The 14198-nt window shown below is 68.8% G+C and carries 16 protein-coding genes; 6 read left to right on the plus strand and 10 right to left on the minus strand.

The genetic code is table 11. The annotated features are described in order from the left end of the window. Nucleotides 1-15: 15 nt before the first annotated feature. The 3 genes from JQX13_RS29850 to JQX13_RS29860 form a co-directional block, all read right to left on the minus strand. Nucleotides 16-1020 carry a hypothetical protein gene (locus tag JQX13_RS29850; RefSeq protein WP_203402877.1) on the minus strand — a complete coding sequence of 335 codons (1005 nt, stop codon included), beginning with the start codon at nt 1018-1020 and terminating at the stop codon, nt 16-18. A gap of 67 nt (nt 1021-1087) precedes the next feature. After that, complete coding sequence (locus JQX13_RS29855; RefSeq protein WP_203402878.1) at nt 1088-1519, minus strand: DUF2383 domain-containing protein; 432 nt, start codon at nt 1517-1519, stop codon at nt 1088-1090. 134 nt (nt 1520-1653) lie between these two features. Further along, entirely contained in the window at nt 1654-2790 is a 1137-nt protein-coding gene (locus JQX13_RS29860; protein ID WP_203402879.1) for an SDR family oxidoreductase, read from the minus strand. A gap of 167 nt (nt 2791-2957) precedes the next feature. Here JQX13_RS29860 and JQX13_RS29865 point away from each other — a divergent pair, with 167 nt between their 5' ends. Beyond that, nucleotides 2958-3164 carry a hypothetical protein gene (locus JQX13_RS29865; protein WP_203402880.1) on the plus strand — a complete coding sequence of 69 codons (207 nt, stop codon included), beginning with the start codon at nt 2958-2960 and terminating at the stop codon, nt 3162-3164. Here the strand turns inward: JQX13_RS29865 and JQX13_RS29870 are convergent. Together JQX13_RS29870 and JQX13_RS29875 are read right to left on the minus strand one after the other, a co-directional pair. Continuing rightward, nucleotides 3145-4884 (minus strand): membrane dipeptidase, encoded by a 1740-nt coding sequence (locus tag JQX13_RS29870; RefSeq protein WP_203402881.1) that lies wholly within the window; start codon nt 4882-4884, stop codon nt 3145-3147. The genes JQX13_RS29865 and JQX13_RS29870 overlap by 20 nt on opposite strands. A gap of 33 nt (nt 4885-4917) precedes the next feature. Continuing rightward, nucleotides 4918-6177 (minus strand): radical SAM/SPASM domain-containing protein, encoded by a 1260-nt coding sequence (locus JQX13_RS29875; protein ID WP_239013938.1) that lies wholly within the window; start codon nt 6175-6177, stop codon nt 4918-4920. A gap of 286 nt (nt 6178-6463) precedes the next feature. On the opposite strand from JQX13_RS29875, the gene JQX13_RS29880 reads away from it, so the two are divergent. Further along, nucleotides 6464-6676 (plus strand): hypothetical protein, encoded by a 213-nt coding sequence (locus JQX13_RS29880; RefSeq protein WP_203402883.1) that lies wholly within the window; start codon nt 6464-6466, stop codon nt 6674-6676. Nucleotides 6677-6699: 23 nt separating this feature from the next. On the opposite strand, the gene JQX13_RS29885 is transcribed toward JQX13_RS29880, so the two are convergent. Continuing rightward, complete coding sequence (locus JQX13_RS29885) at nt 6700-7209, minus strand: hotdog fold domain-containing protein (RefSeq protein WP_203402884.1); 510 nt, start codon at nt 7207-7209, stop codon at nt 6700-6702. Between the two features lie 12 nt (nt 7210-7221). Continuing rightward, nucleotides 7222-8016 carry an SDR family NAD(P)-dependent oxidoreductase gene (locus tag JQX13_RS29890; RefSeq protein ID WP_203402885.1) on the minus strand — a complete coding sequence of 265 codons (795 nt, stop codon included), beginning with the start codon at nt 8014-8016 and terminating at the stop codon, nt 7222-7224. Between the two features lie 216 nt (nt 8017-8232). On the opposite strand from JQX13_RS29890, the gene JQX13_RS29895 reads away from it, so the two are divergent. Further along, a complete protein-coding gene (locus JQX13_RS29895) occupies nt 8233-8685 on the plus strand; it encodes a hypothetical protein (protein WP_203402886.1) in 453 nt (150 codons plus the stop codon). Between the two features lie 72 nt (nt 8686-8757). On the opposite strand, the gene JQX13_RS29900 is transcribed toward JQX13_RS29895, so the two are convergent. Together JQX13_RS29900 and JQX13_RS29905 are read right to left on the minus strand one after the other, a co-directional pair. Next, the gene (locus tag JQX13_RS29900; RefSeq protein ID WP_203402887.1) at nt 8758-9339 is read right to left on the minus strand and encodes a DJ-1/PfpI family protein; all 582 of its coding nucleotides are present in this window, start codon (nt 9337-9339) and stop codon (nt 8758-8760) included. Between the two features lie 44 nt (nt 9340-9383). Continuing rightward, nucleotides 9384-10031: an HAD family hydrolase gene (locus tag JQX13_RS29905; protein WP_203402888.1), complete on the minus strand. Its 648-nt coding sequence runs from the start codon at nt 10029-10031 to the stop codon at nt 9384-9386. A 441-nt stretch (nt 10032-10472) separates the two neighbouring features. On the opposite strand from JQX13_RS29905, the gene JQX13_RS29910 reads away from it, so the two are divergent. The 3 genes from JQX13_RS29910 to JQX13_RS29920 all read left to right on the plus strand — a co-directional run bounded on the left by JQX13_RS29910 (nt 10473) and on the right by JQX13_RS29920 (nt 13307). Beyond that, a complete protein-coding gene (locus JQX13_RS29910) occupies nt 10473-12410 on the plus strand; it encodes a YgiQ family radical SAM protein (protein ID WP_203402889.1) in 1938 nt (645 codons plus the stop codon). Between the two features lie 89 nt (nt 12411-12499). Continuing rightward, on the plus strand, nt 12500-12949 hold the full coding sequence (locus JQX13_RS29915; protein WP_239013939.1) for a hypothetical protein: 450 nt from the start codon (nt 12500-12502) through the stop codon (nt 12947-12949). Between the two features lie 49 nt (nt 12950-12998). Then, complete coding sequence (locus JQX13_RS29920) at nt 12999-13307, plus strand: hypothetical protein (RefSeq protein WP_203402890.1); 309 nt, start codon at nt 12999-13001, stop codon at nt 13305-13307. A 35-nt stretch (nt 13308-13342) separates the two neighbouring features. Here the strand turns inward: JQX13_RS29920 and JQX13_RS29925 are convergent, their stop codons facing one another. Next, nucleotides 13343-14197 (minus strand): CheR family methyltransferase, encoded by an 855-nt coding sequence (locus JQX13_RS29925; protein ID WP_203402891.1) that lies wholly within the window; start codon nt 14195-14197, stop codon nt 13343-13345. Between the last annotated feature and the right edge of the window lies 1 nt (nt 14198).

Genomic DNA, 14198 nt, shown 5'->3' on the forward strand with positions numbered 1-14198 from the left:
GCGGCCCGGCGTCCCTCAGGCGCCGGGCGGTTGCTCCAGCGCGCGCAGCTCGGCGCGGGCCCGGTACAGCCCCACCCCATAGACGACGGCGAGCGCCGCCAGGCAGGCCAACCCCAGCCCGTTGTAGCGGTGGATGAGCTCCAGCTCGCCCCAGTGGTACACGTCGACGAGCTTGGAGGGGTCGCTCAGCCCCACGCCCTCCATCTCCCCGAAGGGGATCCGTTCGAAGTCGGTTCGCGCGGCCCACCACTCCTCGAAGGCGTCCATGAAGGCCGCGGCGCCGATGGTCAGGTATCCCCAGTGGAGCCAACCCCGGCGCAGGGCGGAATCCCTGGGCGCGTAGAGGGTCGTCATCAGGAGGCTTCCGAGCACCAGACAGCCTCCATCTCCTCCGAAGGTGATGAGCATCCGGGCCTTCGAGGGCGCGAGCACCACCGTGCCCACGAACTGGAGGACGAGCCCCGTGGCGCCGGCGATCATCAGGAGCCGGCTTCGGAGGAGGTAGCCGCGGAAGGCGAGCCCCCCGAGCAGGACGGCCAGCACCAGGAAGACGAAGGTGGAGCGCACCTCCCCGGTGCGGGTGACCCACGGTCCGGGAATGGAAGGGAAGCCGCAGAACCAGGCGGTGACGGCGTGGCCCAGCTCATGAATCCACATGGAGAGGAAGATGCGGAGCAGGCGGCCCCATAGCGGGCTCTTCACGAGCAGCCAGGCCACGACCAACGCCACGGGAAGGGCGAACTGGCGCAGCCGCAGCTCCAGCCGTGCCTCCTCGAGCTCCCCACCCCAGGCGGAGCTCTCCGGAGGGAGGTGGGGAGGGCGCTCGGGCTCGCTCAGGGGGAAGGCCGCGAGCGCCTGGGGCTCCTCCTCCAGGGCGGGGGCTGATGGCGCGCTCCTGGTGGCGAGCTGCGCGGCACGGGCCTCCGCCTTGGCGTAGAGGACGCCACACCTCGGGCATTCCGGCGCGAGGATGCGAGGCTCACCACAGCGTGGGCAGAGCTTGGGCCGAGGACTCTCCATCGGGTGGAGTGTACAGGGCCCTGGCCGGGGAGCGCCTGGGGGCACTCCCTTCCACACCGCGCCTCCGTCAGTGCAGGGTCTTCTTGAGACGGCTCAGCCGCTCATGGGTCCGCTTCTGCGCGGGCAGCAACTCCATCCGGACCAGGCGGCGGGCCTCGCCGTGTGTCTTGTCCAGATCGCGCTGGTAGTCCGCGAGGCCGTGATCCTCGCCCTCCTCGAGCGCCTGGATGGCCGCCTTCTCCCCGAGGAGATCGGCGCCTCCCTGCACCAGCTTCGCGAAGGCGCCCCATGGACCGGACCCCCCGGCGGGCGTCCCGCCCAGCTTCTCGATGCGCTCGCGAATGGACTCCACCCGGTGCTCGTGATCGTGGAGGCAGTCCTCCAACTGACTGCGAATCCGGTCATTCGACACGTGATCGATGGCCTGACGGTAGGTCTCCACCGCGGAGATCTCCCCGCGGAGGAAGGAGTTGAGCGTCTCGACATCGGTGTTCGCCATGCGCTTGGCCTCCAGCATGAGGTGACTCGCGCAAAGGTGGGGCTCCCTCGCGGAGCGGCAACGAGGGCTCCTTGGGATCGCCGTGCTCCGGGAGGGCGGTACGAGGGTTGCCCGCTCGCTGGCTTCGCGGGTGTCTACCTGCCCTGTGCCTGGGCCCAGAGCGAGAGCAGCTCCGCCTCTCGTTCCGGGGGGAGCCCGGCGCGTGGCTTGCCTCGGCGCTCCTCGGGCTGGCTCTTGAACCAGGCGAGCGTGTCCCGGGTGGTGACGACCGGCGAGCGGAACCGCAGTCCGGCCCGCACCGCCTTGGTGTTGCTGCGCAGGTGCATGCCGGCATAGGCCCCGAAGGCCGGTGCCCAGATGGGGAGGGCTCCCTCGCCGTCCTCTCCGTTCTTCAGGAGGAACTCTCCGGGGACCCAGATGAGCTTCGTGTCCTTGCCCGTCACCTCCTTGCAGGCCGCGAACAGCTCGCCCATGGTCCAGGGCTTCTCCGGCCCCACGGCGTTGAAGGTGCCGGTGGTGTTGCGCTCGACCAGCACCACGAGCCACTCGGCCAGGTCTCGCACGTCGATGATCTGCAGGGGATCGGAGGGGCTGCCCGGGGCGAGCATCTCGCCGCCCTGCTCGTAGCGCAGCGGGAAGTACGTGAAGCGGTCCGAGCGATCCTCGGGGCCGACGATGTAGCCGGGGCGGACGACGGTGACGCGGCCCGGCAGGGCCTTCTCCGCGGCCTCCTCACACGCGCGCTTCAGCCCGCCGTAGTTCTCGAAGTTCTTGCCCATCGTCTCGACGTTGGGATCGGCGAGCGTCGCGGTCGCGGCGCTCTCGTCCGCGTGGGGCGTGTCGTTCTTCGCGTAGGCCGAGACGCTGGAGATGAAGATGTACTGCCCGACGTTGGGGGCCAGCAGCTCCGCGGAGGCGCGGACCATGCGCGGGAAGTAGCCCGAGGTGTCGATGACGGCGTCGAACGAGCGGCCCTCGAGTGCCTTCAGGCCCTCGTCCTTGTTCGGGTCCCGGTCTCCGTGCAGCTTCTCCACGTCCGGAAAGAGCTCCGGCCGCGTCCTGCCTCGGTTGAAGAGCGTCAGCGTGTGCCCGCGTGCCTGGGCCGCGTTGACGAAGGCCGGGCCGAGGAATCCCGTCCCGCCGAGGACGAGGATCTTCTTCTTGGAGGTGGCGCGGCCCTCTCCGGAAATGGCGCGCAGGCTCGGGCCACACGCCGCCAACGCGGTCGCGGCCAGGGAGTACTGGAGGAACTGCCTTCGGGATGTCGTCATGGGTCTCCTTCCAGGACACCTGGCGGTCTTCTCTATTCCCGGAGTGCTTGCGAGGCATCGAGCCCTCGGCGTCTTCCGCGGGGAGCGTGGATGGAAACAGAGGCGTGCTTCCAGGGGTTCTCACAAAGAGGACCTGGGATGTTCAAACCAGACACGGGAGGGACGCCATGGGCACGCTGAAGGACACCGAGAAGGACACCGGATTCCAAACGGGTAGACGGAGCGCGGCTCCCGGCGCGCAGGGGCAGGCGAACACCGGAGCGCGTGAGCATGGCGTGGAAGAGGCCGCGCCCCAGACGTCCTGGACGAGCGCGGCTCCCGGTTCCCAGGGAGAGGCGAACACCCGCGCGAGGTTCAACCGTCGCGGGGGGTGAGGGGGAACCTGGGGATCGCCGCGTCCATCAACTCGCCCGCGGTGAGGGCCGCGCCTCGGGACTCGCAGGCCTCCCACATCTGGAGGAAGGCCTCGGCCGAGGAGAAGAGCGGGTCGAGCTGTGCGTCGGTCAGGCCCACGTGGACGAGGTCGCGGATGAAGTCCGGTAGCAGGCCGATGTGGGCCAACCCATCGGTGTTGAAGTCGAACTCGCGCGTGTTGGCGCGTGATTTCACGAAGGGCACGTCCGTGCGGTACATGGTGCCCGAGTAGGGCAGGGGAGGCTTGTTGCGCTGCAGCATCTGCTGGACGGGCCGCCGTTTGATGCGCAGTGCGTCGTCCCGCAACCCGAAGGCGGCGTTTTCCCCATAACGAGGCCCCGGCTGTTGGTTGAGGCCATTGAAGTCGGTGCCCATGGCCACGCCGCCGCGGCCCACCTCGCGCAGCACGGAGAGGGCGTACTGGTAGGACTGGGCCCACGTCTTGGACGAGCCCGCGCAGTCGTTCTCCACCGTACTGCCAGGGAAGTCCTTCAGCTCGTGCTGGTGGGTGATGGGGGCCAGCAACCCGCCCAACGCGAGGATGCGCCGCGCCTGAGCACGCGTCTTCATGTACTCGCTGGCGCGCTTGGCCTTGCGGCTCGTCTCCTGGACGGACAGGCCCTGCTCGCGGAAGGCGCAGTGCGAGGCGAGCACGGGGTAGTTCGTCTGCTCCGCCAGGGAGAGGACCTCGTCGGTGCAGCGCTCGGACATGTGCTCCACGTCGAGGATGAAGCCCTGGTGCATGGCCGCGCGCAGGAAGGCCTCGCCCGTGGGCGTGAGCCCGAGCTGGTTGACGTGGCCCTGGCCCGGGGCATTGAGCGCGTAGCCCTTCGGGTAGTGGGCCCGCTTCATCAGCTCGTAGAAGACGATGGCCGCCTTGTTCTGGGTGTCCAGGTCCTGCCCGAGCCGGAATCCCACGCTGGGGTCTCCCCGCACGTCGAAGTAGCGCCCGCGCAGGAAGTGGTTCAGCAGGTTGAACTTGTCGTCGTAGACGGCGGCGCCACCGAAGCTGTTGTTGGCCAGGTGCAGCGGCGTCATCATCCGGAAGCCCAGGTCCCGGAGCCATCGGAGGATGCGGGGCAGCTGCTCCAGGGAGAGTGGCTGGCGGTTGAGCGCCGAGCGGTCCCCCAGGATGCTATCCAGGGAATCCACCTCCACGCCGGCCACCACGGCGAGCTTGCCGGACGCGATGAGCTGGCGGGCCTGCGAGGCGCTCAGGGCCAGGCCCATCCAGTCCGAGTGCCGCTCGGTGAAGCGGCGCAGCTCGCGCATCTGCTTCTCGATGGAGCTCTCGTCCTTGTCGGGGTGGCCGAACTGCTCCGCCAGCAGTTCGTTGTTGACGGCCACGCTGCAGCTCAGCCGCAGCCCTCCGTCGTGCGCCCGCTTCAGCCAATCCACGAAGACCTGTTGGTGGGCGAGCGTCGCGAAGGTGGGCCAGTTGGCATAGGTGCCATGGCCACAGGGGCCGTGGCCCAGACCGCCCTCGATGAAGAGCTGCACCATGGACCAGCCCCGCCCGAAATTGCCGAGGCCCCATGCTCCATGGGGGAAGACGTCGCAGCGGGCGAGCGCCCTCTCGATGTCACCATCCGGAAACCCGGCGAGCAGGTGTCCGCCGAAGCCCAGGTGCGCCATCATGTGGCAGTGCAGATCGGCGAAACCAAACACGGGGGACGTCATGGGAACCTCCGGGGCCGACCGTGCGAGCCGCCATCATGCCTGGGATGCGGGCGAAGGCGTATCCGCTTCGGCCCACTTTCGTTTCCTCACCAACTCCCGGGGCGTGGGCGGGCGCGGGTCGGGGGCGTCGAGTGGCTCGACAATGATATCGAAGAGACCATTGTCGAAGGGCCGACCGGGTGCGGGCGCCTTGGGGGCCAATCGTTCGCGCAGGCCCTGCTTCGCCAGTGTCCGTGCGCGGTAATGGCAATAGGGATTGTTACCCGGCCGGCCGAACAGCGAGTGCGCGGTGAAGCTGCACCCGGCTAGGCACGTCGCCGCGAAGGGGCAGGTGCGGCAGAAGCCCCAGAGGTCTTCCTGGGTGCGCGCGCGCGTGAAGGCGAGCTCCTTCGAGCCCTCCCAGATGTCACGCAGCGGCTGCTGGCGCAGGTTGCCGCCCACGTAGTGCGCCGTCTGCAGCGAGGGGCAGCCCTTTACGGCTCCGTTGGATTCGATCCCCATCACGTACCGGCCAGCCATGCAGCCGCGCCAGTGGTCCCCGGCGTCGGGGCGGGGTGAGCGCAGCAGGCCCTCCTCGGGCCCGAAGTACCCCAGGTTGTTGCCGGGCATGAGGGTGATGCCGTCCTCGAAGGCGCGGGTCTTCAGGGCCGCGATGCGCGGGAGCAGATCGATCAGATCCCACGGCTGGAGCAGCATGGCCGGGCGGTCGGCCGCGCGCCCGAGTGGGGCGGTGATCTGCAGTTGCCAGGCGCGGATGCCCGAGCCCTTCAGGTGCTCGTAGAGCGGCTCCAGGTCCGCCTGGTTGAGCCGGTTGAGGTTGGTGTTGGCGGCCACGCGGATGCCGGCCGCTCCCAGGAAGCGCAGCGTCGCCGAGGCGGAGGCGAAGCTGCCCGGGGCGGCGCGCATCAGGTCGTGCGTCGGCTCCAGGCCATCGATGCTGACGGAGGCCGCGTACAGCCCGGCCTCCGCCATCTGCCGGGCGAGTGGCTCGGTGATGCCGCGACCGCCGGTGGTCATCCCCGGGCGGATGCCCGCCTCCTTCAAGGCGCGGATGATGTCGAGGAAGCCCGGGTGCAGGTAGGCCTCGCCGCCGATGAGCACCACCTCGCGGGCGCGCATCTCGCGGAGCTGCCGGACCACGTCCAGTGCCTCTTCGGTGGTGAGCTCGTCGGGGCGGTTCGTGCCCGCGCGAGAGCCACAGTGGGTGCAGGGCTGATCACACCGGAGGGTCAATTCCCAGACCACGTAGGCGGGGTGGTAGTCGGGACGGGTGACGTCGAGTCGGCGCGGCATGGACATACGTTCGGATGGAGCAAGAAGCGGGCGCAACCCCCTCCCCCTGACAGGCGTGTCATAGCGAGGAGACGGGAAAAGCCAGTCATTCCGAGACGTTCGGCGTGGCATGCACTTCGCTCAGGGCCCGGCCACCCGGCCACCATGAGGGTGGCCCGTGGAAAGAGGTGTCCCGATGTCCTCTCTGTCCTCCTGTCAGAAGTGTCGTGGTTTCGTCCCTCCCGCGAGCACCGACTGCGTGCATTGCGGCGCGCCGATGGGTGAGTCGGCGCCGCGTGGGAGCGCGATGCTGAAGGGCTTGTTCTGCGTGGCCAGCGCGAGCGTGGCGGCCATCACGCTGATGGCCTGTTACGGCATGCCCCCCTGCGAGGAGCCCGCCCCGGATGGTGGCACCGACGAGTTCCACTGCTACGACTACGAGCCCGTGGAGGGTGACGGCGGCGTGCTGTCCGATGGTGGCACGCTGCCCACGGACGCCGGAGTGGACGCGGGGAACTGACCCCGCGTCGGAGCAGTCCCGGGTCAGTGCGTGGCGGGGCCGATCAGCCAACGCGCACGGGCCCGGGCCACCAGCTGGCCGGACTCGTCGGTGAGGTCCGCCTGGACGTCGTACTCGCGCCGCTCATTGGGTACGGCGGCGGGCGCACGGCATTCGGCGGTGATGGGGCCGCGGGCCTTCTTCAGGTAGTCCATCTCCAGGTGGGTGATGATGCCCCGCAGGCCCTCGGGCAGGGAGGACATCATCGCCACACCGGTGGCCACCTCGCCCAGGTTCATCAACGCGATGGCGTGCACGGAGCGCAGGTGGTTGCGCACGGCGCGCCGGTCGCGCATCCGCACCCGGGTGTAGCCCTCCTCGAGGGAGAGGACCTCCGGGCGGATGGTGCCGGTATAGGGCGCGAAGTTGCCGAGGAGCTGCCCCATCAGGACGCCACCACCGGGAGCGTGGCGCAGCAGGCTCCACGCGCGGCGCAGGGTCTCGGAGGAGGCGAGGTGGCTCAGGGATTCGGTCAGGTTGGAGAGCAGGGACATGGTGGCTCCGCTTCACACGATGTAGTTGGCGGTGCCGCCGTCGACGCGGAGCGCCGCACCAGTGGTGGCCGCGGCGCGCGGGCTGCAGAGGTAGACGGCCAGGTTGGCCACCTCCTCGGGCGAGGCGAAGCGGCGCAGGAGCGAGGTGGGGCGCTCGTGCTTGAAGAAGTCGGTCTCCACCTGCTGGACCGTCCGGCCGCTGCCCTGGGCGATGTTCTGGAGGAAGTCCTGCACGCCCTCCGTCTTGGTGGGCCCGGGCAACACGGAGTTCACGGTCACTCCGGTGCCAGCCAGCTCGATGGCCAGCCCGCGCGACACGCTGAGCTGCGCCGTCTTCGTCATCCCGTAGTGGATCATCTCCTTCGGGATGTTGAGGGCGGACTCGCTGGAGATGAAGAGGATGCGGCCCCAGGCGCGCTCGCGCATGCCGGGCGCGTAGTGACGGGAGAAGCGCACGCCACTCAGGACGTTGGTCTCGAAGAAGCGCATCCAGTCGGAGTCCGGAATCTCGAAGAACGGCTTGGGCTCGAAGATGCCGAGGTTGTTCACGAGGATGTCCACCGAGGGGAGGCGGGCGAACACCGCCTGGGCGCCCTCGGCGGTGCCGGCATCGGCCACCACGCCTTCCACCTGGGCGTTGGGAAACTCCTTCCGGAGGCGGGCGACGGCGTTGTCGACCGACTCCGTCTTACGGCCATTGACGATGACGTGGGCGCCCTCGGCGGCCAGGCCGCGCGCGATGGCGAAGCCGATGCCGAACGTGGAGCCGGTGACGAGGGCACGGCGGTTGCGAAGCTCGAAGTCCATGGGTTGATTGACTCCTGGGGGGACGAGGGAGCGCGAGACTAGGTGGACGGCGGTGCACGCCCAAGCCTCTTGTCATCCCCGTGCCCGGGTGGTTGCTGGACGGACGGACAATGTGGACCCCTGGCCCCGCTCCACGAGGTGCCTACCTTCGAGTGAAGGGCTGAACGTGCTTTCAGTCGGGCGCGTTCCGGACGATTCCACGAGAGGACTTCATCAATGGCACGTACACGCAAGCAGAGCCGGAGCAGCAGCGGACGGGAGGCGCTCCGGAAGAACGGGATGATGGCGCACCTGCTGGACTCGCTCGACGCGGGCCAGGACATCGGCCACTTCGGCCGGCTCGTCTTCGCGATGGTGGCGCGGCACTTCATGGACGACGCGGAGCTGCGGGAGACGCTCCAGCAGGATCCGGCCTGTGACGAGCGGCAGGCGCTCGCGCTCATCGAGCAGGTGAAGGGGCGCGACTACAGCCCTCCCCGGCGCGAGAAGGTGCTCCAGTTCCAGGCGCAGCAGGAGTTCCCCATCTGCCCCAACCCGGAGGATCCGGACGCCTGCAACGTCTACAAGGATCTCCAGTTCCCGGAGAGCGTCTACGAGCACATCTCCGAGTACCGGGAGCAGAAGGCGCACGCGCACGAGGGCGACGCATCGGCGGCCGGGCCGGCGTGAGGCCGTGCGGGCCGTGACGTCGAGCACCGCTTCACCCGGCGGCACTGGGACCGCCGGGTGGAGGCGGGGGCCTCAGTGCTGGATGCGGGTGCCCAGCACCTGGAGGAAGCCGGCGATCCACTTCGGGTGCGCGGGCCAGGCGGGGGCGGTGACGAGGTTGCCGTCCACCACCGCGTCATCCACCGGCACCTGCACGTAGGTGCCCTTGGCGAGCGTCACCTCGGGGCCGCACGCGGGGTAGGCCGTGCAGCGCTTGCCCTCGAGCACGCCCGCGGCCGCGAGCACCTGCAGGCCGTGGCACACGGCGGCGATGGGCTTGTTCGCCTCGGCGAAGTGGCGCACCACCTGGAGGACCTTCGGGTTGAGGCGCAGGTACTCCGGCGCCCGGCCGCCCGGAATCACGAGCCCGTCGTAGTGAGACGCCTCGATCTCGGAGAAGGTGGCGTTGACGGCGAAGTTGTGGCCCGGTTTCTCACTGTACGTCTGCGCTCCGTCGAAGTCGTGTACGGCGGTGCGCACCGTGTCGCCAGCCTTCTTGTCCGGGCAGACGGCGTGGACCGTGTGGCCCACGGCCTGAAGGGCCTGGAACGGCACCATGACCTCGTAATCCTCGACGTAATCACCCACGAGCATCAGCAGCTTCTTGCCAGCCATAGGACATCCTCCGGGTTGAAGATTCACGGATGATACAGCGGTCGTCAGGCCTGGGGCAGCGGTGGCAGGTGCGCCAGCAGACGCGTCAGATCCGGCTGGAGCTCGTCCGGGGTGGCGGTGGCGAGCATCCGGGCGTCATGGTTGCCCCAGGTGACACCGTAGGTGCGCAACCCCGCGGCCCGCCCGGCGAGGATGTCCGCGGTGGTATCGCCCACCATCCACAGGCCCTTGGCGCTCAGGGCGGCCAGGGCCCGGTGGATGACATCCGGCGCGGGCTTGTGCGGGAAGCCATCGGTGCCCTGCACGTAGTCCACGGCGGGCGTCATCCCGAGCGCCTCGATGAAGCGCCTCGCCATGTCGGTGCGCTTGGTGGTGGCGATGGCGAGCTTGTAGCCGCGCTCCCGCAGTGTGCGCAGCAGTTCGATGACGCCGGGGTACGGGCGCGAGCGGCGGACGAAGTTGCGCGCGTAGTGCTCGCGGTAGACGAGGCACAGGGCCGCCGCGTGCGCGGGCGCGAAGTGCGCGTACATGTCCTCGAGGGGCTGTCCGATGAGGGGCCGCACCTCCGAGTCCTCTGGCACCGGCAGCCCCATGCTCGCGAGGCCGTGCTGGAAGCTGGCGATGATGTCCGGCAGCGAGTCCACCAGCGTGCCGTCGAGGTCGAAGACGATCGTGTTGGGCGGGGTCGTCATGGGGAGCCTCTACCACTCCGGGCGGAGGCTGGAGCAACTGTGTTATCAGCGGCGGCCATGCCGGTGAAACGTACCCTGGGCTTCACGCTCCTGTTACTCGCCCTCCTGGCGGCCACATGGCAGCGAGCCCGGGCCGTGGAGCGTCTCCCTCTCCCATGCCTACCTGGACGGGCCCTCGAAGCGGGGCAGGGGATGCTCTTCCGACCGTACGCGATGGTCGTGAGCAGGTACGGACGCGTGAGGGTCCGGGTGTGGGGCACCTTCGTGCTTCCGGCCAGGGCCGCCTTGCCCTGTAGGCAGTCGCTCCCGGGCTGACGTGGTGGGTGCTCGCCGGACCCGGCCTCGGGGGAGGAGGCTGCCTGGAGGTCGGATGCTTTTTCGGGCAGCGGGCATTTGCATCCCGCCATCCTGAGCGGTTAGGGGAGGGATAGGACGTCCCACATGGCCACGCAGACCCGCTATCCGCATCCCTTCCTTCCCGTCACCCGCGCCGACATGCAGGCCAGGGGTTGGGAGCAGCTCGACATCATCATCGTCTCCGGGGACGCGTACGTGGACCATCCCGCGTTCGGCCCGGTCCTCATCGCCCGCTTCCTCGAGGGCCGTGGGTTCAAGGTGGGCATCATCCCCCAGCCTGACTGGCACTCGGCCGAGCCCTTCAAGGCCCTGGGCAAGCCGAGGCTCTTCTTCGGGGTGGCCGCCGGCAACCTCGATTCGATGCTCAACCGGCTCACCGCGCAGAAGAAGAACCGCTCGGAGGACCAGTACAGCCCGGGGGGCCGCACCAACTGCCGGCCGGATCGCGCCACCATCGTCTACGCCCAGCGCTGCCGCGAGGCGTACCCGGACGTGCCCATCGTCCTCGGCGGCATCGAGGCCTCGCTGCGGCGCATCGCCCACTACGACTACTGGAGCGACAAGGTGCGCCGCTCCATCCTCATGGACGCCAAGGCGGACCTGCTCGTCTTCGGCATGGGCGAGCGCCCCATCTGGGAGGTGGCCGATCGCCTGCGCCGGGGTGAGCACATCGAGGACATCCGCGACGTGCGCGGCACCGCGTACATCATCAACGACGCGGACATGAAGGCCCACGAGGCGGATCCGGCGAAGAGGGCCGCGGACCAGAAGGTGGTGGTGCTGCCCTCGTACGAGGAGGTGGTGGAGGACAAGACGGCCTTCGCCCGCATGTCGCGCGACTTCCAGATGGAGACCAACCCCGGCAACGGGCGGCCCCTGGCGCAGCGGCACGGCAACCGCGCCGTCTACTTCAACTCCCCGGCGCGGCCGTTGGAGGACGGAGCGGGGAAGGGCGAGAGCGCGTCGGTGGCCATGGACGAGCTGTACGACCTGACCTTCAATCGTGTCCCGCACCCCATGTACAAGGAGCGCATCCCCGCCTACGAGACGGTGAAGCACTCCATCGTGTTGATGCGGGGCTGCTTCGGCGGGTGCACCTTCTGCTCCATCACCGAGCACGAGGGCCGCGTCATCCAGAGCCGTAGCGCGGAGAGCGTGCTGCGCGAGGTGCGGGCCCTGCGGCGCATGGGGGACTTCCGCGGCACCATCACGGACCTGGGTGGCCCCACGGCCAACATGTACAAGCTCAAGTGCAAGAGCGAGGACATCGAGAAGCGCTGCCGCAAGCTGTCGTGTGTGCACCCGGGCGTCTGCGAGAACCTGCAGACGGACCATGGGCCGCTCATCGACGTGATGCGGCAGGTGCGCGAGGAGGAGGGCGTCAAGCACGTCTTCATCGCCAGCGGCGTGCGGTACGACCTGGCCGAGCGCTCGCCCGAGTACGTGAAGGAGCTCGCCGCGCACCACGTGGGAGGCCAGCTCTCGGTGGCTCCCGAGCACGTGTCGCCCCGGGTGCTGGAGAAGATGAAGAAGCCCGGCATCGAGAGCTTCGAGCGCTTCCAGCACATGTTCGCCTGTGCCAGCGAGGAGGCGGGCAAGGAGCAGTACGACATCCCCTACTTCATCAGCGGGCACCCGGGCTCGACGCTCGAGGACATGGTGGAGCTGGCGCTGTGGCTGAAGAAGAATGGCAAGCGCCCGCGCCAGGTACAGGACTTCATCCCCACGCCGATGGCCGTGGCCACGGCCATGTACTACACGGGGATCGATCCGCTGAAGATGGAGCCCGTCTACACGGCGAAGGGACTCCGGGAGAAGCGGCTGCAGAAGGCACTGTTGCTCTACTGGAACCCCGAGCACTGGCCGCTGGCGCGCGAGGCGCTGACGCTGGCGGGCCGGGAGGACCTCATCGGTCGCGGGCCGAACGCGCTGGTGCCTCCAGAGACGCCCGCGGAGGCCTCGCGCCGCAAGCAGGCCGAGGCCCGTGAGCGGCAGGAGCGCCCGGAGCGACGGGCACGCTGACGGGGGCTTGCCCCCTTGGGTGCCCGGCCCCCGGTCAATTGAACTCCGGGACCACGCGCTTGCCCCGGTGCGTCACCACCTTGGGTGTCATGACGGACCTGTTCCAGCTCTTCGCCGTGGCGGCCGTGGTGATGGGCCTTTCGCAGACCATCGCGAAGGAGCGCCTCTTCGCACCCCTGCGCGAGAAGCTGGGAGGCAAGGAGACGTTCTTCGGCTACCTCGTCTCCTGTCCCTACTGCCTCTCCCACTACATGGCCTTCATCCTGGTGCCGCTCACGGGCACCTATCCCATCCGCGTGGTGGTGGGAGGTGTGGTGGGGAGCGTGCTGAGCTGGTTCTTCTCCTCCATCCTCCTCACCGTCATCGCGGCCTTCTACCGGGTCATCTTCTGGTTCGTGGACGAGTCGCAGGGGCTGGTACGCCGGCGCCAGCGGAGCGAGGAGGAGGAGATCGCCACCAAACGTCTGGTGCGCCGGAAGGTAGCCCAGGATCTTCCCACCGAGCAGGGCGTCGAGCCTCGGCCTCCAGCTGCCCACTGAGGTGCGGGTGGCGATTGCCGCCCAGGGCGGTGGGCGTTAGGTCATCACCATGTCCTTGCGCGCCAAGAACCCGGAAAGCACGCTGGCCATCGAAGTGGAGATCCAATCGGAGAAGGCCTCCGCGCTGCGGCGAGTGGCCTCCCGGTTGGAGTCGCTGCTCGTCGAGCTGACGGAGACGGAGAAGGCCCTGCCGGGCACGAGCGGCCCGATGAGGGCGCGACTGGTGGAGCGACACCGGGAGCTGCGAGCGGATGCGGAGAAGCAACGCTGGTACCTCATCGTCCAGCGCGAGGCGATGGGCCTGAGGCACCACGGCGACATCTACGAGCTGTACCGCCTGCCGGCCGCGGTGGAGTAGGGCGCTCCCTCTCCCTCCGGGAGAGGGGAGGGAGCTCAGGCGCGGCGCCGGTAGAGGCGCTCCTGGCCGTCCAGCTCGTCGTAGTCGTTCTCGAGCACCGTGTGGCGAAGCGTCTCGCCGCGGCCCATCGCGAGCACGCCGAAGCGCCGCAGGGACTGGTGCAGCAGCCGGTGCACCCGCTCCTGCAACTGCGTGCCGAAGTAGATGAGCACGTTGCGGCACAGAATCACGTTGAACTCGTTGAACGTGCCGTCGCTCACCAGGTTGTGCTGCGCGAAGACGATGTTCTTGCGCAGCGGGGCCTTGAAGATGGCGTGGTCGTAGTTGGCCGTGTAGTAGTCGCTGAAGGCCGCCGCGCCGCCGGCCCGCAGGTAGTTGGCGGTGTACTCGCGCATGTGCTCCAGCGGGAAGATGCCGGACTTGGCCCGCTCCACCACGCTCGCGTTCATGTCCGTGGCGTAGATGCGGCTGCGCTCGTACAGCCCCGCCTCCATGAGGAGGATGGCCAGGGAGTACACCTCCTCGCCCGTGGAACACCCCGCGTGCCAGATGCGCACGAAGGGCGCCGAGAAGAGGTGGGGCACCACCTTCTCGCGAAACGCCACGAAGAAGCTCGGGTCGCGGAACATGGTGGTGGTGTTCACCGACAGGTGCTGCAGCAACTCCCCCATCCTGGCGGGCTCGTGCAGCACCTTCGCCTGAAGCTCGGAGATGTTCCCCAGCTTCTGGGCATGCACCATGTTCCACACACGCCGCCTCAGCGATGCGCGGGCATAGCCACGGAAGTCCATTCCGTAGCGCCGCATGATGCCCTCGAGGAGGAGCTCCAGCTCGATGTCCTCCAGGGCATCCTCGCCCTCCACCACCGCCCGTGCCAGCGCTTCGCCCATG

Source organism: Archangium violaceum (assembly GCF_016859125.1).
GTDB classification, from domain to species: Bacteria; Myxococcota; Myxococcia; order Myxococcales; family Myxococcaceae; genus Archangium; species Archangium violaceum_A.